Source organism: Streptomyces sp. Root431, from assembly GCF_001426585.1.
GTDB classification, from domain to species: Bacteria; Actinomycetota; Actinomycetes; order Streptomycetales; family Streptomycetaceae; genus Streptomyces; species Streptomyces stackebrandtii.
The window spans coordinates 694,623-715,551 of record NZ_LMEI01000009.1 but is presented as its reverse complement, the minus strand read 5'-3'; the positions used below and the strand labels follow the sequence as shown (position 1 = coordinate 715,551).

The window sequence follows — 20,929 nt, the reverse complement described above, 5'->3', positions numbered from 1 at the left end:
ACGACATGAAGATCTACCAGCCCATGCTCTTCGTCGGGCTCGGCGGCACCGGCGGACGTATCGGCACCGAGCTCGAGCGCAGCCTCCGCCGCGAACTCTGCGGCCCCGACGGCACCGACCTCGTCGACGGCGGCCGCCGGATGCCCTTCCAGCTGCCGGACTGCCTCCAGTTCGTCTACGCCGACTTCAGCGAGGCAGAGCTGATGAAGGCGCCGCAGTTCAAGGCCAAGGGCGCCGAGGGCGCCGCCTTCGCACGCACCTCCCGGATGGTCCGGGACCTGCTGCCCACCGACTTCGACTCCTCGCCCGAGGTCACGGAGATGCTGCGCGTCTCCGTCCCGGCCGAGACCCGGCTCTGGCTGCCGCCCCGGCTCCGGCAGCCGCGCGTCGCCCCCCTCAACAGCGGCGCCGGGCAGCTGCCGACCGTCGGGCGCGCCGCGCTCTTCGCGACGCTGCGCACCGGTCTCGAACCCGTCCTGCGCCAGCTCCGCGAGGCGATCGGGGCCATCGGTCAGGCGGCCGGCGACCTCCAGCGGGTCGGCGGCGGCAAGATCCGCGGCTGCGACGTCTTCGTCGCCTTCTCCGTCGCCGGCGGCACCGGCGCCGGCATCTTCTACGACTTCATCCACCTCATCGGGCACGAGTTCCGCAACGCGCGGGTGCCCGGGGTGAAGATCTATCCGCTCGTCGTCATGCCGTCCGCCTTCCCGCCCGAGGCGGGCGGCGGACGCGAGGCCGAACTCAACGCCGCCCGCGCCCTCGTGGACCTCTCGCGGCTCGTCGACGACCAGAACATGCCCGACTCCGCCGACACCGTCGGCGACGTCGAGCAGCGCGGCCGGCTCAGCGTCACGTACCCGCGGGACGGGGTCGTCGCCCTGCGCCCCGCGACCATGCAGACCGCCTTCCTCTTCTCCAAGCCGTCCGTCATCGGCTCCGAGGACCTGCGCCGCTCCATCACCGCCATGGTGATGTCGCTCATCGGCACCGAACTCAGCGACTCCAACGGCACGGTGGCCCAGGCCGACGACGACTACCAGTCATTCGCGGAGCGCTTCGTCAACAAGGCCGTCGAGCGCTCGACACCGGCCCGCTCCGGCATCGGCTACCGGGGCATGTCCACCAGCCTCGCCGCCTCCCTCACCATCCCCGTCGACGACCTCGCCGAGATCGTCGCCGCCCGGCTCCTCGCCCAGGCCGTACGCGGCATGGAGGAGCGGGCCCGGCGCCCCGCCAAGGAAGGATCGGAACAGGTCCGCGACCTCTTCGTCCGCTCCGGCATCGGCCGGCTCTGGAACCGCGAGGCACCGGACGTCCCCGGACCCGAGCAACTCCCCAGAGGGCGCAAGGACATCGCGCAGGAACTCCAGCACCGACTCGGGGACATGGAGGACTCCCTACGCCGTCTCGACGCCCACCTCACCCGCGAGATACCGCGCCTCACCGAGGACTTCAGGCCGGGCTACGGCGCCCGCGAACTCCTCGGCATCATAGGCCCGTTCCAGCTCGAAACGGTCCTGACCGGGCTGCCCGGCCACCCCGAGAGGGTCGCCAGGGTGGGTTTCACCGGGATGATCGACAACCGGCGCAACGAGCCCGAACGGCCGCCCCACGTCCAGAGCGCCGCCCCGCCGATCCCCCGCATCAAGGGGAGCATGGGCGGCGTCGTACCGGCCCGGTGGAACGACCCCGAGGTCCAGGAGGCGCTCGCCGCGCAGCAGGCCTGGTACCAGTGGCGCGCCAGGGGCCTCTGGCACCGCGGCTGGCAGGCGGGCGAGGCCCAGTGGAAGCAGCCCCTGAACCGGATCGTCCACGAGCTGGCCGAGCTCACCAGGGCGCTCCGCGCCCACGAGCAGGACGAGGCACGGGCCTTCGCCGAACGCCGCCGCGAGCTCTACCGTGACGACCGCGCCGGCATCGCCTACCTCCTGCCCCCGCAGAACACCCTGCGCGCCTTCTACGACGACGTCGTCGACCGGCTCGCCCAGAGCGAGGGCCTCCCCGAGGCCACCGACGCCGTGACGCTCCTCGACCGGCTGATCAGGCCCGACGACTGGCGCAACGCCCTCGACGCGGTCCGCCGCTCGCCGGGGGCGCCGGTCAAGGAGATCAAGCAGGTCCTCGAACGCCGGGTCAAGAAGCTCTTCGGCGAGGCCAATGAGGCCCAGTTCGCCCGCCCCCTGCTGCCCTCCATGGCCCTGCTGCTGCGGGCCGCAGCCGGCGACGAGAGTGCCGAGTCGAAGATCGACCCGCGCTGGCTCGACCAGTTCCGCGCCCGGCTCGCCGGACTGCTTCCCGTCGGCTTCGTCCCGGACGGCAGTGGGCCGATGAAGATCCTCATCGTGCACCCGGCCAGTGAGTCCGACGGCCGCGCCGCAGGCTTCCTCCGGCAGGCGCTCAACCTGCCCGCCAAGGCCGACCAGGAGTACCGGGCCGTCGACACCGAGTCCCTCACCGTCGTCCTCTTCCGCAGCGGTATGAACCTCACCGACATCTCCGAGGTCCGCAGCGTCCTCAGCCTCTGGTCCGACGCCCGTGACTCGGCCGGGGAGGACGACTTCCTGCACTGGCGGCAGCGGCTCGGCTTCCAGGACGACTGGCTCGTCGCCACCGAACAGGACCGCCAGAGGATCATGCACCGGCTTCTCTGCGCGATGTGGAACGGCGACATCGCCGTCGAAGGCGGACCCGACTCGCCCGACCTCGTCCGGATCCGCCTGCAGGAAGGCGAGTCCGCGACCATGACGCTGCGCCTGGAGGGCTTCGACGGCGCGCTCTCCAGCTGGGCGGGGATGCTGCGCGCGTACGAGCGCTGGGCGCTGCTCGACGAGGGCCAGATCATCGAGGTCTTCTGCGAACGCCTCATGAAGACCCTGCCCAAGGGCCTCACGCAGGTGCCGCAGCCGCCGTCCCGGCTCTTCACCCACTTCGTGGAGGAGGTCGCCCCGCGCCAGCTCGTCCTGCTCGACCGGCTGGAGGCCGAGTACCGCGAGTACGGCGACACGGACGTCGAATGGCTCACCCCGCTGCGGCAGTTCTGGGAGGTCACCTACCGGGGCGCCCTCGACATGCGCTTCCCGCCCTCCGCCCGCCCGACCCGCGCCAACCTGCGCGCCCTCTTCGACCGCCACGGTCCGGGACGGGCGGGGCGGGGACGGGGGCAAGGTCACGGGCAGGGGCAGGGGCAGGTGACTGTGGGGCAGAGCGCTGCCGGTCAGGGCCAGGGCCAGGGCCAGGGCCACGGTCCGATCCAGGGACACGGCCAGGGTCAGAGCCAAGGCCAAGGCCAAGGCCAAGGCCACAGCCACGGTCAGGGCCAGGCGCGGCCGGCCGGTGCCGATCCTCGGGAGAACTACGGAAGCAGGTATTCCGGGGGCTCCGGTCAGAGCCACGAGGTCCCTCGGCCCCGCCAGTCCGTCTACGAAGGGGACTGGGAGCACGAGCCCGAGCCCGAGTTCGACCCCGAGTTCGACGGGTACCCCTGGGACGTGGAAGAGGAGGAGCAGTGAGCCAACGCGTCCTCCCGGAACGCCCCCTCCCGGGCCACGCCGTCTGCCTCGACCTGCGGGCGGGCGGGCCGGACGACCCCGGCGCCGCCGTCCGCGCGGCGCTGGACGTCCCGCAGCCCGGTGGCGAGCGCCGGTTCCTCGTCGTCGACGAGGCCGCCGGGCTCGTCGGCCACCAGCTCCTCTACGAGCGGCTCTCCTCCTACGGACCCGCCCAGATCGTCTGTCTCGCCGTCGGCGCCCGAGGTGACCGGACGCTGCGCCGCACCCTGACGCTCCGCCCGCCCGCCGCCGGAGTCCTGTGGCTGTTCGACACCACGGGCGACACCACGGGCGACACCACGGGCGCCACCACGGGCGACGCGAAGGGCGACGCGACGGGGGACGCCGCCTTCCTGCGCCCGCTCGTCGAGGTCCTGGCCACCCCGGAGGTCTTCGACGCCGTCCTCGGCTCGCTCGGGGAGGTCGTGCACGGCGTGGCCGTACCCGCCGTGCGGGTCCTGGAACACGACCTCACCGACGAGGCCCGCGCGCGGGCCTGGCGGCAGGCCGTCGAGGGGCTGACCGGCCCCGAGGTCCCGGCCGGTTCCGCCTCACCCGAGGGGGTGCCGGGCACGCTCGCGCTGCTCCTCGGCGAGGGCGTACCGCGCTCCCTCTCCGGTCACGACTGGCTCCCGGCGGGCGGCCGCGCGGGGTCCCGGCTCATCGCCTGCCGGGAGGCACTCGACGACGCCGTCGACGGCTACGAGCGGGTGCGGGGCGCGGCGGGGCTCCTCGCCGGGGCGGGCCGCGATGTCGACCTGCCGGGGGACATCGAGCGGCTCACGGAGGAGCTGGCCCGGTTCCGTACCGCGGTCGCGGACGCGTTCGGCGCGGCGGGCGGCACCCGGCTCACCGCCGAGCACCGCGGGCTGCTCCGCGACCGCGGGGTCGAACTCCCGGAGATGCCGCGGGAGATCACGCGGGCGGGGATCGTCCCGGCCCTGCGGGACCACACGTACGAGCTGATCGGCCAGGGCCTGCCGCTGCGTTCCGTCGCGGCCCGGCTCTCCGCGCTCTCCGCGCGCACCGCCCCGGCGGGCAGCGCCTCCCGGCTCGCGCGGCTCGACGCGATCTGCGGTCCGGAGCGGCTGCGGCGGCTCGGGGGCCGGTATCCCTTCACGGCCGGCGGGTCGCGGCCCGTGGCCTTCGCGCTCACCGGCCTCCTCGCGCTGCTGGCCGGGGTGTGGCCGGTGCTCGGCTGGTTCCTCGGCCCGGCCGTCGGCGCGCTCGCCGCCGGTCTCGCCCACCTGATGCTGCGGCGCAGGCCGAACCGCTCGCCCGACGGGCGGATCGACGGCGGTGGTGCCACGGGCGCGGCCCCCCGGCTCGTCGGCGGAGTCCTCGGCGGCCTCGCCGGTGCGGGCCTCGGCCAGTTCCTCGGCCCGCCGGTCTGGGCGGCGTCGGCGGCCCTGGCCGTGTCCGTCGTGGCCGTCCTCCTGCTCGCGCTGCGCGACTGGAACCGGGCCGTGGACGACTGGTGGGCGCGGGCGGACCCGGAGGAGGCCGGCCGGATCATGCGGGAGATCCACGCCCTGGTCGTGACGACCGCCGTCCACGACTGGCTCTTCGCCGAGGTGCGGCACCACTGCGCGGCCGGAGCCGGTGCCGTTGCCCGGCTGCTCCGCGGTCTCGCGGAGACCGCCGACGCGTACGGCGGCGGAGCGCGGACGCAGGACCGGACGTCGGAATGGGGGACGGACCCGGTGCCGGAGTGGGGGACGGACCCGGTGTCGGAGTGGGGACCCGACCCGGAGCCGGAATGGGACGCGGGCCCGGTGCCGGGGTGGGGTCCGAACCGGGCTTCCTGGGCGGACGAACCGTCGCGGCCCGCGCCGGGCCCCGGTCCGTCCGGCGGCACCGACTCCGTCACGGGCGCCTGGAGTTGGGACGACTGGAGGGACGACGAGGAGGACGACGGCTGGTCGGACACGGGCGACGAGCCGCCGGTACGGAGGCCGGGCGCGCCCGCCGCCACACCGCCGCCGTCCCCACCCCGAGCCCCGTCGTCGTCGCCACGCCCTGCCCCGGCCCGGACGGTCTCCGCCGACGTGCCGGGCGCGGCCTTCTCCGCCGGTCCCGCCCCGGCGTGGCTGGAGCGGCGGTACGGGGACGGGGGACCCGCACTCGTCGACACGCTCCTCGGCGATCTGGTCGCCGGCACCGTCCTCCTCCTCGACGGGTGCTGGGCGGGCATCGAACGCGACCCCGGCGGCGCGGAGCACGCGGCGCAGGGGCAGCGGCTGGCGGAGCTCCTCGACGAGACCCGGATCCGGCTGGAGCGCGACGCCGCGGCCTCGCCGCCTCCTCCGTACGAAGGCCTCCGGGACCTCGGCGCGCTCACCTCGCTCGCCGCGTTCACCGACCGTTCCGAACGGCCCGACGCGGCCCGGCTCACCGGTGTCGCCCCGGACGCGGTCGCCCGGCTGCTGCTCGCCGAGGACGACCCCGGCGGCACGGTCGAGCTCTGCGGCCCCGAGCACCTGAGGCTGCTCTCCCACGACCCGCTCGCCGCCCGTCAGGTCCGCTTCGTGCCCGAGGCGATGCGGCGCGGCGCGGCGGGGGACGACATCTGGCGGGGCACCGCCGAGGACGTGGTGTGGACCGGTGCGGGACGGTACGCCGGCATCCTCCGTCTCGTACCGCTGCGCGCGGACGTCGTGCACACCGTCCGCGCCGAGGAGGCGGGAGAACCGTGACAGACCCGAACCACCCGAACCACCCGAACCACCCGAACCACCCGAACCACCCGAACGACGTGCACCAACCGAACGACCCGATCGATCCGAACGACGTGCACCATCCGATCGACCCGAACGACGTGAACGACGTGAACCATCCGGACGAACCCGGCCCGGACGCCGCGCGGAACCCGCTCAACCACCCGATCGATCCGCATCATCCGGATCACCTGAGGGAGCCCATGAGCCCCCCGCATCCGTATTACGAGGAGCTGGAGTTCCTCACCCCCCACGAGGAGCAGGTCCGCTTCACCGTCCGGTACGGCGACGACCGCCGGCCGCCCGGCAGGCCCGGCGTCCTCGCGCGCCGCGCCTCCCTGGGCACGGGATGGCCGGTCGTGCAGTTCCGGCTGGCCGCGTCCGCGCAGGTCGACCCCGGCGCGTACGGCCTGCTCGAACGCGAGGTGGAGGCCGCCGTCGCCCTCGAACGGCGGTACGGGGCCGAGAAGTTCGCGGCCGTGTTCGCCAGGATCGTCGGTTTCGACCTGACCGCGCCCGAGCCCTTCGTGCTGTACCGGCTGCCCCGCGGCCGCCCGCTCACCGAGTGGGCGGGCCGCCTCGGCCCCGAGGAGCAGGAGCGGATCATCGGCCAACTCGCCCTTTCCGTACGGCTCATGGGTGAGGCGGGGCTCGTGCACCGGGCCGTCGCACCCGACACCGTGCGGTGGGACGGCGCCCATGTGCGCCTCTGCGAGCCCTTCGCCGCGGTGCGCGCGGGGGAGACGCGCGAGCCGTTCGGCGGCGCGCCCTGGGCCTCGTCCGAGCAGCGCGAGGGGATCGGCGCGGCCGACCCGCGCGACGACCTGTGGTCCGTCGCCCAGCTCGGCTACTACCTTCTCTCCGGCCGTCCCTCCCGGGGCGACGGCCCTCCCGGGGACCTCGCCGACTACCGCCGTCTCGCCGCCCTCGCCCAGAGCGGCCTCTTCTCCCCGAGGGCGGCCGAACGACCCCGCCCCGCCGATCTCATGAGGCTCCTGAACGTCCGCGATCCGCTCGCCGCCGCCCTCGGCGCCGCCGACCCGCTCGCCCGGTGGCGTTCCGCGTACGACACCCAACTCGCCCGGAAGCGAGCGGCGTTCGAGAACGACCGGCTGGCGGGCGCGGAGCCGTACGCGTCACCCGCGTCGGACGCCGCAGAGGACCCCCGCTCCGCGCGCACCCTCTTCGACCGGATCCTCGGGGGCGGGGACGGATCCGGCCGCCCCGCCGACGCGTCCTCGCCGCTCGAAACCCCGCCGGTCGCGCCCTCGCGGAGCCGGATGTGCCCGCACTGCCTGCTCCCCGTCGAGTACGACGAACGCCTGCTCGTCACCATCGACGCCAAGGGCAACCGGATACCGCTCGACCTCAGCGCGGAGCGGCGCCCCGCCCACGTCGCCGACGCCCTCCGCAAGGCCTACCACCTCTGCCCGCACACGGTGGAGGGCGACGAGGAGCACGAACTCCCGGTCCCCTACCTCACCAACGGCGAGCCGCTCTCCGTCGCCCTCGTCGGCAGCTCCTCCGTCGGCAAGACCCACCTCCTCGCCGCGATGCTCGGCGAGATCGAGCTCGGCGGCCTCGCGCCGTACGGGCTGCGGAGCCGTCCGCTCAACCCCGAGGCGCACCGGACCTATCTGCGCGAGCGCGTGCAGAACCTTCAGCAGGGGCGGCAGTTGGGCCGTACCGGACAGCAGACCTTCGCCCGTTTCGCCGACGGGCTGCTCGTCTCCGCGGGTGGCGGGACGCCCCGGCCCGTCGTCTTCTTCGACCTCGCGGGCGAGGACCTCGCACAGGACGGCGAGGTGGCCCGCTTCCTCATGGGCGTCGACGCCTTCGTCTTCGTCCTGGACCCGCTGCGCGCCCTCCGCCTCGGCTCCCTCGATCCCGTACGGGAGCAGAGCGGGCTGCGCCGCCGCGACCTCGGCGACGAGGCCTTCGCCACCGTCCTCGACCGCATCCCGAGGCAGCGCGGTGGTCTCGTCGCGGCGCCGGCCGCGCTCGCCGTCAACAAGAGCGACCTCGTGCGCTTCGAACCGTCCGTCGACCGGTGGCTCGGCAGGGCCCTGCCCGGCCGCTTCGACCCCGCCGAGGCGCGGGACGAGAGCCGGGACGCGTACGCCTTCCTCGCCCAACACGCCAGCGCCGCCTGGCTCAAGCCCTTCGACGACTGCGCGAACTGCTCCCTGCACTTCGTCGCCGCGACCGGCGGGCAGGCACGCGGCGACCGCTTCCCGCACGGGGTCCGGCCGCGCCGGGTCCTGGCGCCCCTGCTGTCCCTGTTCGCCATGTGCGGGCTGCTGCCCGGGGCGGAGCCTACGGAGGGAATCGTCCGATGACACGGTCGGAGAACGAGGTCGACCAGATCGTCTTCCGCTGGGACAGCGAGAACTCCTCGGGCAGCACGGGCTTCGGCCCGGTGGCCTGGTCAGGGACCCGGGAGGAGGTGGAGACCCTCTTCCGGGTCTTCGGTCCCGCGCTCCGGGCGAGCGGTGACGAGACGAGGCCCGCCCTGATCCGGATCCAGCAGCGCGCGGGCGTGATGCTGGTCCGGCGCACCCCCTTCACGGACGCCGACGGCGGTTCGTCCGTGCTCTGCCACGCGCTCGTCGGCTCGCTCGCCCTCCTCGACCCCGCCGTCTGCCTCGGCCTCCACGCCTGGAACTGGGAGGGCGCGTCCGCCCCGCACCTCGCCGAGGCGCGCGGCCGGCTCCCGGTGGTGCGGGAGGAGGTCCTCGTACCGTCGACGGGCCGGGGGCAGGGAGAGCTCGACGAGACCCTTCCGTACGTCGCGGAGGAACTCACCGGAGCCGTCGCGGAGTTGCTGCGGCACCCCGACGACCGCTTCACCCTCCTCGACGAACGGGGCGACACCGCCTGCCCCGTGCTGTGGGGGCTGCACAGCATGTTCGGCGAACTCGTCGACCGCCGGTGGACCTTCGCCAGCCACGACACGGTCGAACTGCCCGCGCTGCGTTTCGTGTTCGTCGGCCGCTGGTCGGGAGCGGCGAGCCCCAACACCGGCCGCCGCCGCGTCGACCCGCGCGAGCGGACCGGCGACCGCGCGGAGGAGGTCGCGACCCGGCTCGTCCGCCACCACCTGCGGGGCGTGGCGGAGGGCGACGGACGCGAGTTCGCCGTCGGCAGCGCCCTCCACGAGGCCGCGTCCGCCCGCCGGGCCCTCCTCCTCGACACGGCGGCCCGCGCCGTGGACACCCTCGACGCCGGCACCCGCCGCAGCGGCCCGTCCCGTGACCCGCGCTTCCCGCCCACGGGGGAGACGCGGTTCGGGACCACGCCGCCGGATCCGCGACACCGGGCCGCACCGGAGACGGACTACCCGCCTGCGCCGGAGCCGCGGGGCAGGACCTATCCGGGGTACGGGGCCGAGCCGGGGTACGGGCCGGAGCGGGACTCGGGTTCGGGGTACAAGCCCGAGCGGGACTCGGGGTCGGGGTACGGCTCCGAGCGAGACCCGAGGCCGGGGCACAAGCCCGAGCGGGACCCTAGGCCGGGGTATGGGCCTGAGCGGGACTCGGGGCCGGGGTACGGGCCCGAGCGGGACCCGGAGGCGGGGTATCCGACCGTTTCCCCGGAGCCCCGGCGCTCCCCGGTCTCTCGGGACGCCGGCCGTACGCCGGACGTCCCTCCCGCACGCAAGCCTCCGGTCTCCCCGGACGCCGAGCGGTCGCCCGTACCCGCAGACGCGGGGCGTCCCCCGTCCTCTACGGAGCCCTGGAGCGGCGGCCGTCAGGACCCGCCCGCGCCCGGCCGTCCTCCCCAGGACCCGCCCCGGCGCGCGCCGGATCCGTACACGGACAGATCCCACGGGGAGACCCCCGGCGGAGCCGATCCCTGGGCCACGGAGGCCCCACCGCGCCGGCCCGACCGCGACCGCACCCCTGACCCCAAGCCCGAGCCAGACCCGGACCTCACCCCTGCCCCCATCCCAGCCCGCATCTCTACGCCGATCCCCACCCCGACCCCCGTTTCCACGCCCGACCCTGACCTCGAGCCGGATCCCGTACCCCTCCGATCCCACCCCACTCCGGACCGGGCGCCCGATCCGTACCCCCGCCCCGTCCTCCCGTCCGTCGGCGCCCAGTGGACCGGTCCGGACAACGGCGGCCGGCGCGGGTGGGTCGGGAAGCTGCGGGGCCGGGAGCGGGAGGCGGAGACCGGGCTCGTGCACCGGCTGCCGACCGCGTACGACGTGGACGAGGCCCGCGGCTTCGTCGAACGGGCGGGCAGCCGCGAGCTGCTCGAAGCACTGCGCCGCCCCCAGAAGTACGTCGTCGTCACGCTCCTCCTCGGGGAGATCGCCCGGCGCCTGCCGTCCTGGGAGCATCCGGCGTGCCGCGAGCTGTGCGAGGTGGTCCTCGGCCGGGAGCTCTGGGCGACCGCGTCGCCCGGCGAAGAGCACGACGCCACCGAGCCGCCCGAGGAGCAGCGCGCGTCCAACGCGGCCGCGCTGCACCGCTGGGCCGTCCGGCCGCTCCTCGGCGGCGGCGACGCCCCGGTCGGCACGGTCGCGGCCCTGTTGTCCCGGCTCCGTACGAGCCCCGCGCCGTCGGCCCGCGAGGCCTTCTGGCAGATCGTCGACGGCGACCGCCCCGGCCTGCCCGACGCGGTCTGGCTCACGCTCCTCAAGGAGGCGCACGGAGTGCGGCGCACCCCGCCGCCCCACCAACCGTCGTCGCCCTACCAACAGTCCTCGCCCCGCCCGCCGTCCTCGCCCCACCAACCCCCCTCGTCCTACCGGGCGTCGTCATCACCCCACCAAGCCCCGCCGCCCTACGAGTCCCCGCCGCCCCACCAGTCCCACCGGCCCGGTACCCCGCCCCGCCCAGCCCCCGACCCACCGCCGGACGGCGACCACGCCAACGGCTACACCCGCCGATTCCTGCTCCGCACCGCCGCCTTCCTCGGGGTGCTCGTCGCCCTGATCCTCATCGCCTCCGCACTGAAATGACGCGGCGGAGGTGACGCACGCAGAACCGCGGGTCCGAGGGTCCGAAAGACGGGCCCAGGCCGCCCGGCTCCGTCAGGATGGGCCCATGGGATTCCATGTCGATTCCGAGACCGGGCGGCTGCGCCGCGTCATCCTCCACCGCCCCGATCTGGAGCTGAAGAGGCTCACGCCGTCCAACAAGGACGCCCTCCTCTTCGACGACGTGCTCTGGGTGCGCAGGGCCCGCCAGGAGCACGACGGCTTCGCCGACGTGCTGCGCGACCGCGGGGTCGAGGTGCATCTCTTCGGCGACCTGCTGCGGGAGGCCCTGGAGGTGCCGGCGGCCCGCGCGCTGGTCCTGGACCGGGTCTTCGACGAGAAGGAGTACGGGCCGCTGGCCGCCGACCACCTGCGCGCCGCGTTCGACTCGCTGGACGCCGGGGCGCTCGGCGAGGCGCTCGTCGGCGGCATGACGAAGCGGGAGTTCCTGGCGGCGCACCGGGAGCCGACGTCGGTCCGCTTCCACGCCCTCGACCTGGACGACTTCGTCCTCGGGCCGCTGCCGAACCACCTCTTCACCCGGGACACCTCGGCCTGGATCTACGACGGCGTCTCGATCAACGCGATGCGCTGGCCGGCCCGGCAGCGCGAGACGGTGCACTTCGAGGCGATCTACGGGCACCACCCGCTCTTCACCGGTCCCGAGGCGGGCTCCTTCCACCACTGGTCGGAGGGGCAGCGGGACTACCCGTCGACGATCGAGGGCGGGGACGTCCTCGTCATCGGCAACGGCGCCGTGCTCATCGGGATGAGCGAGCGCACCACCCCGCAGGCGGTGGAGATGCTGGCCCGGGGCCTGTTCGCGGCCGGTTCGGCGCGCACGATCGTCGCGCTCGACATGCCGAAGCGGCGCGCGTTCATGCACCTGGACACGGTGATGACGATGGTCGACCAGGACACGTTCACGCAGTACGCGGGGCTCGGCATGCTGCGCTCGTACACGATCGAACCGGGCGACGCGGGCCAGTCCCTGCGGGTGACCGACCATCCGCCGGAGCACATGCACAGCGCCATCGCCGCGGCCCTGGGGCTCCAGGACATCCGGGTCCTGACGGCGACACAGGACGTGCACGCGGCGGAGCGCGAGCAGTGGGACGACGGGTGCAACGTGCTCGCCGTGGAGCCGGGGGTGGTCGTGGCGTACGAGCGGAACGTCACCACGAACACGCATCTGCGCAAGCAGGGCATCGAGGTGATCGAGATCCCGGGGAGCGAGCTGGGCCGGGGGAGGGGCGGCCCGCGCTGTATGAGCTGCCCGGTGGAGCGGGACGCGACCTGAGCGGTCCGCGGGTCTCCGCCGAGGGAGGGGCTGTATATAAATGTTGATGTTCGTATAGACTTCCAGAGTCCGCGACCGCCACACCGCCGCCGTCCCCTCGACCCGTACCCCCAGGAGAGCGTCCCATGGCCACAGACCTCATCGGCCGCCACTTCCTCAAGGAGCTGGACTTCACCGCCGAGGAGTTCCGCGGTCTGATCGCGCTCTCCGCCGAGCTCAAGGCCGCCAAGAAGGCGGGCACCGAGGTCCAGCGGCTGCGCGGCACGAACATCGCGCTCATCTTCGAGAAGACCTCCACGCGCACCCGCTGCGCCTTCGAGGTCGCCGCCGCGGACCAGGGCGCCTCCACCACCTACCTGGACCCCTCGGGCTCCCAGATGGGCCACAAGGAGTCGGTCAAGGACACCGCCCGCGTCCTCGGCCGGATGTTCGACGGCATCGAGTACCGGGGCGACAGCCAGACCGCCGTCGAGGAGCTCGCCGCCTTCGCGGGAGTCCCCGTCTTCAACGGCCTCACCGACGACTGGCACCCCACCCAGATGCTCGCCGACGTGCTCACCATGACCGAGCACACCGACAAGCCGCTCGACGGGATCGCCTTCGCCTACCTCGGCGACGCCCGCTTCAACATGGGCAACTCCTACCTGGTCACCGGCGCCCTGCTCGGCATGGACGTGCGGATCGTCGCCCCGGAGGCCTACTGGCCGGCCGAGGGGATCGTCGCCGCGGCCCGCAAGCTCGCCGAGGCGAGCGGCGCCACGATCACCCTCACCGAGTCCGTCGCGGACGGGGTCCGCGGCGCCGACTTCGTGGCCACCGACGTCTGGGTCTCGATGGGCGAGCCCAAGGAGGTCTGGGACGAGCGGATCGCCGCCCTCTCCCCGTACTCCGTGACCATGGACGTGCTGCGGGCCACCGGGAACCCGGACGTGAAGTTCCTGCACTGCCTGCCGGCCTTCCACGACCTCGGCACGGCCGTCGGCCGCGACATCCACGCCCGGCACGGACTGACCGAGCTGGAGGTCTCCGACGAGGTCTTCGAGTCGGCGCACTCGGTCGTCTTCGACGAGGCCGAGAACCGGATGCACACGATCAAGGCGGTCCTGGTGGCGACGATGGCGGGTCCCGCCGAGACGACTCAGGCATAGCTTTACGCCCGATTGGGTGAATATGCGTGGTGCGGCTTACGATCGCATCCTTCAGGGGGGTTCGGGCGTGCATGCCCGAACCCCCCTAGGGCTTGTCCGGCTCTGATCCGCCGGGCAAGCCCTCACGCATGCATGCACCATCAGAGATGTGAGACCCCCCGCATGACCCCGTCCGCCTCGCGGATCAAGTCCCCGCAGCAGCTCATCGCCGAATCCGGCGCCGACCTCGAAGGCCACGGCCTCAAGCGCACCATGGGCCTCTTCCAGCTCGTGTGCTTCGGCGTCGGCGCGATCGTCGGCACCGGCATCTTCGTCGGTCTCTCCGACAGCGTCGCGGAGGCGGGCCCCGCGGTCGTGATCTCCTTCGTGCTCGCCGCGATCACCTGCATCTTCACCGCCTTCTCCTTCGCGGAGCTGGGCAGCGCGATCCCGGTCTCGGGCTCCTCGTACTCCTTCGCCTACGCGAGCCTCGGCGAGCGGACCGCCTTCCTCGTCGGCTGGTGCCTGCTCCTGGAGTACGGCGTCTCCGTCTCGGCGGTCGCGGTCGGCTGGAGCCAGTACCTCAACGAGCTCCTCGACAGCCTGTTCGGCTGGCAGCTGCCCGCCGCGCTCTCCGCGGGACCCGCGGACGGCGGAGTGGTCAACCTGCCCGCCGTGGTCGTCGTCATGCTCGCCGCCACCCTGCTCGTGCGGGGGGTCAGGGAGAGCGCCCGGGCCACCGCCGCCATGGCCGTCCTCAAGATCGGCATCCTCGTCGTCTTCTGCGTGATCGGCTTCTCCGCCTTCGAGGACGGCAACCTCTCGCCGTTCACGAACGGCGCCGGCGGCATCACCGCGGGCGCCTCGGTGGCCTTCTTCTCGTACATCGGCTTCGACGCGATCACCACGGCCGGCGAGGAGGTGAAGAACCCGCGCCGGAACATCCCGATCGCGATCCTCATCTGCATCGGGCTCGTCACCCTGCTCTACTGCTCCGTCGCGCTCGCCGCGATCGGGGCCCTCGGCGCCGACGCCGTCGCCGACCGGCCCGCCGCGCTCTCGCTCGTCGTCGACCAGGTCACCGGCTCCTCGGTCGGCGGCGGAGTCATCGCCTTCGGCGCGGTCGTCGCCATCGCGTCCGTCGTCCTCGCGGTGATGTACGGGCAGACCCGCATCCTGATGTCGATGTCCCGCGACGGTCTGATGCCCCGGGTCTTCGAGCGGGTCTCGCCGCGGACCTCGACGCCGGTGGCCAACACCTGGATCGTCGCCGGCGTCTTCGCCGTCCCGGCGGCCTTCGCCTCGCTCGACGTGGTCGTCAACCTGACCACGATCGGCACGCTCGCCGTCATGGCGGTCGTCAATCTCGCGGTGATCGTGCTGCGCCGCCGCGATCCGGCGCTGCGGCGGTCCTTCCGGGTGCCGCTCTACCCGTTGAGCCCGGTGCTGGGAATGGGATTCTGCCTCTATCTGATCTGGGGCACCGGCTGGACGACGTGGGTGCAGTTCGCGGTCTTCCTGGCGGGCGGAGCGCTCGTGTACGCGCTCTACGGGCGCCGCCACTCGCGGCTCGTCACCGCGTCGGAGGACGGCGCTGGGCCGGTATCCCGGGGAGCGTGAACCACACCGCCTTGCCGTGCGCGGTCTCGCGGTGGCCGCAGTCGCTGCTGAGCGCGCGGATCAGGAGGAGGCCCCGGCCGTGCTCCTGCCAGGGGTCGACCTCGACGTCGGGGTCGGGGCGGTCGAGTGCGCCGGGGCGCGCCGGCTCGGAGTCGTGGACCTCGATCTGACAGCCGCCCGGCGCGGCGAGCAGCTCGACGACCAGCTCGATCGGGCCCTCTCCCGCGGTGTGCTCGACGGCGTTGGCGACGAGCTCGGCGGTGAGCAGCTCGGCCGTGTCCCCGTCGGGGAGGTCGGCGGCGCCGGGGTCGATGTCGTGGAGCGCGGTACGGATCAGGGCGCGGGCGATCGGTACGGCGGCGGTCGTGTGGGGCAGCCGGATGCGCCAGGAGGTGGCGAGCCCGGTGGGTCCGGTGGGACTGGTGGGGCCGGTGGGACTTGCGGGGCCGGTGGTGGGTCCGGCAGGGTCAGCAGGGTCGGTGGCTTCGGGCATGGGTGGCAGGGCTCCCTTCACCGAGGGGCGACAGAGTGGGCGAGTGGGGCGGGGGTATCCCTAGACGTCCTGGTTTCAACCTTACGAGGTGCAAAATCCGGTTCCCAGAGCACCCCTCCCCGCTCGGTAGGGACTTCGGTCACGTCTCTCCAGGGACCTTCCGGGGTCCGATCGCACACCTCCTTTATCCCGTTCCGCGCACGCCTTTATCGCGTCCTCGTGACGACAGTCACAGTACGGTGATACCCTCCGAGCGGAGAAAGGAGGCCGTTCCGGATGAGCCCCTTTACCGGATCCGCGACCCGCACCGAACGCTGGCGGCACCTGCGCCTGGACCTCGACGAGGGCGTCGCCACCGTGACCCTCGCGCGCCCCGCGAAGCTCAACGCCCTCACCTTCGGTGCCTACGCCGACCTGCGCGACCTGCTCGCCGAGCTCTCCCGCGAGCGGACCGTCCGCGCCCTCGTCCTCGGCGGCGAGGGGCGCGGCTTCTGCTCGGGCGGTGACGTCGACGAGATCATCGGCGCCACCCTCTCCCTCGACACCGCGCGGATCCTCGACTTCAACCGGATGACCGGTCAGGTCGTCCGGGCGCTCCGCGAGTGCCCCTTCCCGGTCGTCGCCGCGCTCCACGGCGTCGCGGCCGGCGCCGGGGCCGTCCTCGCCCTCGCCGCCGACTTCCGGATCGCCGACCCCACCACCCGCTTCGCCTTCCTCTTCACCCGGGTCGGCCTCTCCGGGGGCGACATGGGTGCGGCCTACCTGCTGCCCCGGGTCGTCGGGCTCGGCCACGCCACCCGCCTCCTCATGCTCGGCGAGCCGGTCCACGCCGCCGAGGCCGAGCGCATCGGCCTGCTGAGCGAGCTGGCCGAGGAGGGCGCCGCCGACACCCGCGCCGCCGCCCTCGCCCGCCGCCTCGCCGACGGCCCCGCGCTCGCCCTCGCCCAGACCAAGGCCCTGCTCACCGCCGAGCTGGACATGCCGCTCGCGGCCTCGATCGAGCTGGACGCGGCGACGCAGGCCCTCCTGATGCACGGCGAGGACTACGCCGAGTTCCACGCCGCCTTCACGGAGAAGCGCCCCCCGAAATGGCAGGGCCGCTAGCCATGGCCGCCCCCCGGGCCGCTCGGCCCGCGCGGACCGCCGGGTGGCCCGGGCGGATCGCCGTCATCGGCGGCGGCCCCGGCGGCCTCTACGCCGCCGCCCTCCTCAAACGGCTCGACCCCGCCCGCGAGGTCACCGTCTGGGAGCGGAACGCGCCCTCCGACACCTTCGGCTTCGGCGTCGTCCTCTCCGACGAGACCCTCGGCGGCATCCGGGACGCCGACCCCGCCGTGTACGAGGCGCTCCGCCGCGAGCTCGTCCGCTGGGACGACATCGACGTCGTCCACCGGGGCCACCGCACGACCTCCACCGGCCACGGCTTCGCCGCCCTCGGCCGCCGCCGTCTCCTGGAGCTCCTGCACGCCCGCTGCGCCGAGCTCGGCGTACGGCTCCGCTTCCGTACCGAGGCCCCGCCCGCCGCCGTGCTCGCGGCCTCCCACGACCTCGTCGTCGCCGCCGACGGAGTCCACAGCCGCACCCGCGAGGCCCACGCCGATCACTTCCGCCCCACCATCACCACCCACCGCTGCCGCTACATCTGGCTCGCCGCGGACTTCCCCTTCGAGGCCTTCCGCTTCGAGACCGCCGAGACCGAACACGGCGTGATGCAGCTCCACGCCTACCCCTTCTCCGCGGACTCCTCCACCGTCATCGTCGAGATGCGCGAGGAGGTCTGGCGGGCCGCGGGCTTCCACGAACTCGACGAGGCCGAGTCCACCGCCCGCTGCGCCAAGATCTTCGCCGAGGCACTCGGCGGCCGGGAGCTGCGCTCCCACCGCTCCGCCTGGACCGCGTTCCGTACGGTCGTCAACGAGCGCTGGTCGTACGGCAACACCGTCCTCATCGGCGACGCCGCCCACACCGCGCACTTCTCCATCGGCTCCGGCACCAAACTCGCCGTCGAGGACGCCCTCGCCCTCGCCACGCACCTCACCGAGCACGGCGCCCTCGCCGAACACGCCACCGATGCGGGGTCCGAACACGACCCCCTGACCGAGGCGTTGGCCGCCTACGAGGCCGAGCGCCGTCCCGTCGTCGCGTCCACCCAGCGCGCCGCAGCCGCCAGCCTCCGCTGGTTCGAGGAGCTCGCCGGCCACGTCGACCGGCCGCCCCGCCGCTTCGCCTTCGACCTCCTCACCCGCAGCCGCCGCGTCACCCACGCCAACCTGCGACTGCGCGACCCGGCCTTCACCACGGCCGTCGAGGACGACTTCGGCTGCCCGCCCGGGACCCCGCCCATGTTCACCCCCTTCCGGCTGCGCGGCCTGACCCTCCGCAACCGCGTCGTCGTCTCGCCCATGGACATGTACGTCGCCGAGGGCGGTGTCCCCGGCGACTTCCACCTCGTCCACCTGGGCGCCAGGGCGCTCGGCGGCGCCGGACTCGTGATGACCGAGATGGTGTGCGTGAGCCCCGAAGGCCGCATCACCCCCGGCTGCGCCGGCCTGTGGACCGACGAACAGGCCGACGCCTGGGCCCGGATCACCGCCTTCGTCCACGCGCAGGCACCCGGCACCGCGATCGGCGTCCAGCTCGGCCACTCCGGCCGCAAGGGCTCCACGCGGCGCATGTGGGAGGGCATCGACCAGCCGCTGCCGGAGGGCAACTGGCCGCTCGTCGCCGCCTCACCCCTCCCGTACAGGGTGGGCGTCAACCAGGCCCCGCGCTCCCTCGACCGCGCCGGACTCGCCGCCGTACGCGAGGAGTTCACCGCAGCCGCCCGGCGCGCCGCCCGCTGCGACTTCGACCTCCTCGAACTCCACTGCGCCCACGGCTACTTGCTCTCCGGCTTCCTCTCCCCTCTCACCAACCACCGCACCGACGCCTACGGCGGCACCCTCGAAGGCCGGCTGCGCTTCCCGCTCGAAGTCTTCGACGCCGTACGGGAGGTGTGGCCCGAGGACCGCCCCATGACCGTGCGCGTCTCGGCGACCGACTGGGCCGAGGGCGGCACGAGCACCGAGGACGCCCTCGCCGTCGCCCGCGCCTTCGCCGCCCACGGAGCCGACGCCATCGACGTCTCCACCGGCCAGGTCGTCCCCGACGAGCGCCCCGAGTACGGCCGCTCCTACCAGACCCCGTACGCCGACCGGATACGCAACGCGATCGGAGTCCCCGTCGTCGCCGTCGGCGCGATCTCCTCCTGGGACGACGTCAACTCCCTTCTCCTCGCGGGCCGGGCCGACCTCTGCGCCCTCGCCCGCCCGCACCTCTACGACCCGCACTGGACGCTCCACGCGGCGGCCGAGCAGGGCTACGAGGGCCCGGCCGCACCCTGGCCGGCCCCGTACCGCGCGGGCAGCCGCCCGCCCCCGACGGGCCGCCGCGAGTAGGACCAAACTCAAACCCCCTCGCCCGTAGACGCTCGCGTATGCGGCTGCGACGCGAAATCATGGTCCACGGCACCCTCCACCCAGTTGAATGGGGACATGACACAAAACAGGGGCGGGAAAGGTGCCGGGGCGGTCCTCGGTGCGGCGGCGGTGGCGAGCGGACTGGTCGCGGGGTTGTTGTTCGCGTACGTCTGCTCGGTGATGCCGGCGCTGGCGCGCAGCGACGACCGGGTCTTCGTCGAGGTGATGCGGAACATCAACGAAGTGATCCAGAACCCGCTCTTCTTCGCCGTGTTCCTCGGGGCGCCGATCCTCGCGGCGGTGGCCGCCTGGCAGCACCGTGCCACCGGCGCGCGGGGCTGGACGCTCGCCGCTTTCGTCCTCTCCCTCGGGGTCTTCCTCGTCACCACGGCGGGGAACGTTCCCCTCAACGCCGCCCTGGCCACCGCCCAGGACCCGGTCGCCGCCCGTGCGGCCTTCGAGGACCCCTGGGTGACGTGGAACGTGGTCCGCACCCTCCTGGCCACGGCCGGACTCGCCTGCCTGGTACGGGCGCTGATGGTGAGGACCACGGCCCGGGGCTAGAGGGTGTCCGGCTCGCTCACGCGTACGGAGCTGCGACTAGGCTCGTCCGCATGCTGAACACCCTTCCGTTCGACGACCTTCTGCGCTCCACCGTGGGCATCCCCCAGCGGAGCGAGCTCCTGGACAGCAGTCCGCGGTCACGGGTGTGGCGGGTCCGGCTGGCCGACGGGAGCCGGGTGATCGTCAAGCAGGTCACCGACGAGGGGGACGAGGGCGCCGACGCGGACACGCGCTTCGCGCGGGAGGTCGCCGGCCTGCGCCTGGCAGGGCGGGCGAGCGGGCCCGCCGTGGCCCCCGCGGTGCTCGCCACCGACCCGTCCTCGCGGGTGATGGTCCTGGAGCACCTGGACGACCTCGGCAGGACGGACGACTGGATGCCGGGGTACGCCGAGGCGCTCGCCCGGCTGCACGCCCTGACCGGCCCCGCCGACGCCGGCGCGCTCCCGGCCTGGTCGGGGCCCACGGCCGCCGACGCGGAGTCCTTCCTCGCGCTGGCCCGGGCGCTCGACGTGCCCGTCCCGGCCGAGGTGCCCGGCGAACTCGCCGCCCTCCTCGACCGGTTGGACCCCGCCCCGCACCACGCGCTGCTGCACGGCGACCCCTGCCCCGGCAACGACCTGCGCGGAGCCGACGGCGTCCGGTTCGTCGACTTCGAACGGGCCGCGCTCGGCAACGGACTGGTCGAACTCGCCTACTTCCGCATCGCCTTCCCCACCTGCTGGTGCGCGCTGTCCGTCGCCACGGCCCCGCTCGCGGAGGTCGAGGACGTCTACCGGACCACCTGGCGCGGCCTCACCGGCAGGGACGTGCCCGGCGACCTCGCCGACGTGTGCGCCGGCTGGCTGATCCAGGGCGACGCGCTCGTCGAGCGGGCCCACCGGGGGACGGTCGACCAGCTCGCCCGGGTACCCACCGAGGACTTCGAGTGGGGCAACGCCTCCGCCCGCGAGCGGCTCGTCCACCGCCTCGGCGTGGTCGCCGACATGACCCGCGACCACGACCACCTGCACGCGTTGGGCCGCCTCAGCTCCACCCTGGCCCTGCGCCTGCTGGAGAGCCGGCCGAAACCGCGGCCCCTGCCCTCGCACGACACCCGCCCTTGGTTCTAGTCG

General features: G+C 73.8%; 12 protein-coding genes. 11 read left to right on the top strand and 1 reads right to left on the bottom strand.

The window, feature by feature from the left end:
- The first annotated feature begins 5 nt into the window (after positions 1 to 5).
- The 7 genes from ASC82_RS16730 (at position 6) to ASC82_RS16700 (ending at position 15,302) form a co-directional block, all read left to right on the top strand.
- On the top strand, positions 6 to 3,509 hold the full coding sequence (locus ASC82_RS16730; protein WP_079039295.1) for a tubulin-like doman-containing protein: 3,504 nt from the start codon (positions 6 to 8) through the stop codon (positions 3,507 to 3,509).
- Positions 3,506 to 6,244, top strand: coding sequence for a hypothetical protein (locus ASC82_RS16725; protein WP_056648137.1), 2,739 nt, complete (start codon positions 3,506 to 3,508; stop codon positions 6,242 to 6,244). The genes ASC82_RS16730 and ASC82_RS16725 overlap by 4 nt, the downstream gene beginning before the upstream one ends.
- Positions 6,241 to 8,604, top strand: coding sequence for a hypothetical protein (locus ASC82_RS16720; RefSeq protein ID WP_056648133.1), 2,364 nt, complete (start codon positions 6,241 to 6,243; stop codon positions 8,602 to 8,604). Before ASC82_RS16725 ends, ASC82_RS16720 begins: the two co-directional genes overlap by 4 nt.
- Complete coding sequence (locus ASC82_RS16715) at positions 8,601 to 11,237, top strand: hypothetical protein (RefSeq protein WP_056648129.1); 2,637 nt, start codon at positions 8,601 to 8,603, stop codon at positions 11,235 to 11,237. Before ASC82_RS16720 ends, ASC82_RS16715 begins: the two co-directional genes overlap by 4 nt.
- A gap of 85 nt (positions 11,238 to 11,322) precedes the next feature.
- Positions 11,323 to 12,555 carry an arginine deiminase gene (locus tag ASC82_RS16710; protein WP_056648125.1) on the top strand — a complete coding sequence of 411 codons (1,233 nt, stop codon included), beginning with the start codon at positions 11,323 to 11,325 and terminating at the stop codon, positions 12,553 to 12,555.
- Between the two features lie 125 nt (positions 12,556 to 12,680).
- On the top strand, positions 12,681 to 13,703 hold the full coding sequence (gene argF / locus ASC82_RS16705) for an ornithine carbamoyltransferase (RefSeq protein WP_056648124.1): 1,023 nt from the start codon (positions 12,681 to 12,683) through the stop codon (positions 13,701 to 13,703).
- Between the two features lie 162 nt (positions 13,704 to 13,865).
- On the top strand, positions 13,866 to 15,302 hold the full coding sequence (locus tag ASC82_RS16700; RefSeq protein WP_199862545.1) for an amino acid permease: 1,437 nt from the start codon (positions 13,866 to 13,868) through the stop codon (positions 15,300 to 15,302).
- Here the strand turns inward: ASC82_RS16700 and ASC82_RS16695 are convergent.
- Positions 15,256 to 15,795 (bottom strand): ATP-binding protein, encoded by a 540-nt coding sequence (locus ASC82_RS16695; protein WP_079039294.1) that lies wholly within the window; start codon positions 15,793 to 15,795, stop codon positions 15,256 to 15,258. The two genes, ASC82_RS16700 and ASC82_RS16695, sit on opposite strands and share 47 nt — an antisense overlap.
- Positions 15,796 to 16,071: 276 nt before the next feature.
- Between ASC82_RS16695 and ASC82_RS16690 the strand changes: the two genes are divergently transcribed.
- From ASC82_RS16690 to ASC82_RS16675, 4 genes are all read left to right on the top strand, one after another.
- Positions 16,072 to 16,899, top strand: coding sequence for an enoyl-CoA hydratase family protein (locus tag ASC82_RS16690; RefSeq protein WP_056648118.1), 828 nt, complete (start codon positions 16,072 to 16,074; stop codon positions 16,897 to 16,899).
- Positions 16,900 to 16,901: 2 nt separating this feature from the next.
- Entirely contained in the window at positions 16,902 to 19,232 is a 2,331-nt protein-coding gene (locus tag ASC82_RS16685; protein WP_056648115.1) for a bifunctional salicylyl-CoA 5-hydroxylase/oxidoreductase, read from the top strand.
- A 96-nt stretch (positions 19,233 to 19,328) separates the two neighbouring features.
- A complete protein-coding gene (locus tag ASC82_RS16680) occupies positions 19,329 to 19,817 on the top strand; it encodes an anthrone oxygenase family protein (RefSeq protein ID WP_056648112.1) in 489 nt (162 codons plus the stop codon).
- 50 nt (positions 19,818 to 19,867) lie between these two features.
- Positions 19,868 to 20,926 (top strand): phosphotransferase, encoded by a 1,059-nt coding sequence (locus ASC82_RS16675; protein ID WP_056648109.1) that lies wholly within the window; start codon positions 19,868 to 19,870, stop codon positions 20,924 to 20,926.
- The last annotated feature ends 3 nt before the right edge of the window (positions 20,927 to 20,929 follow it).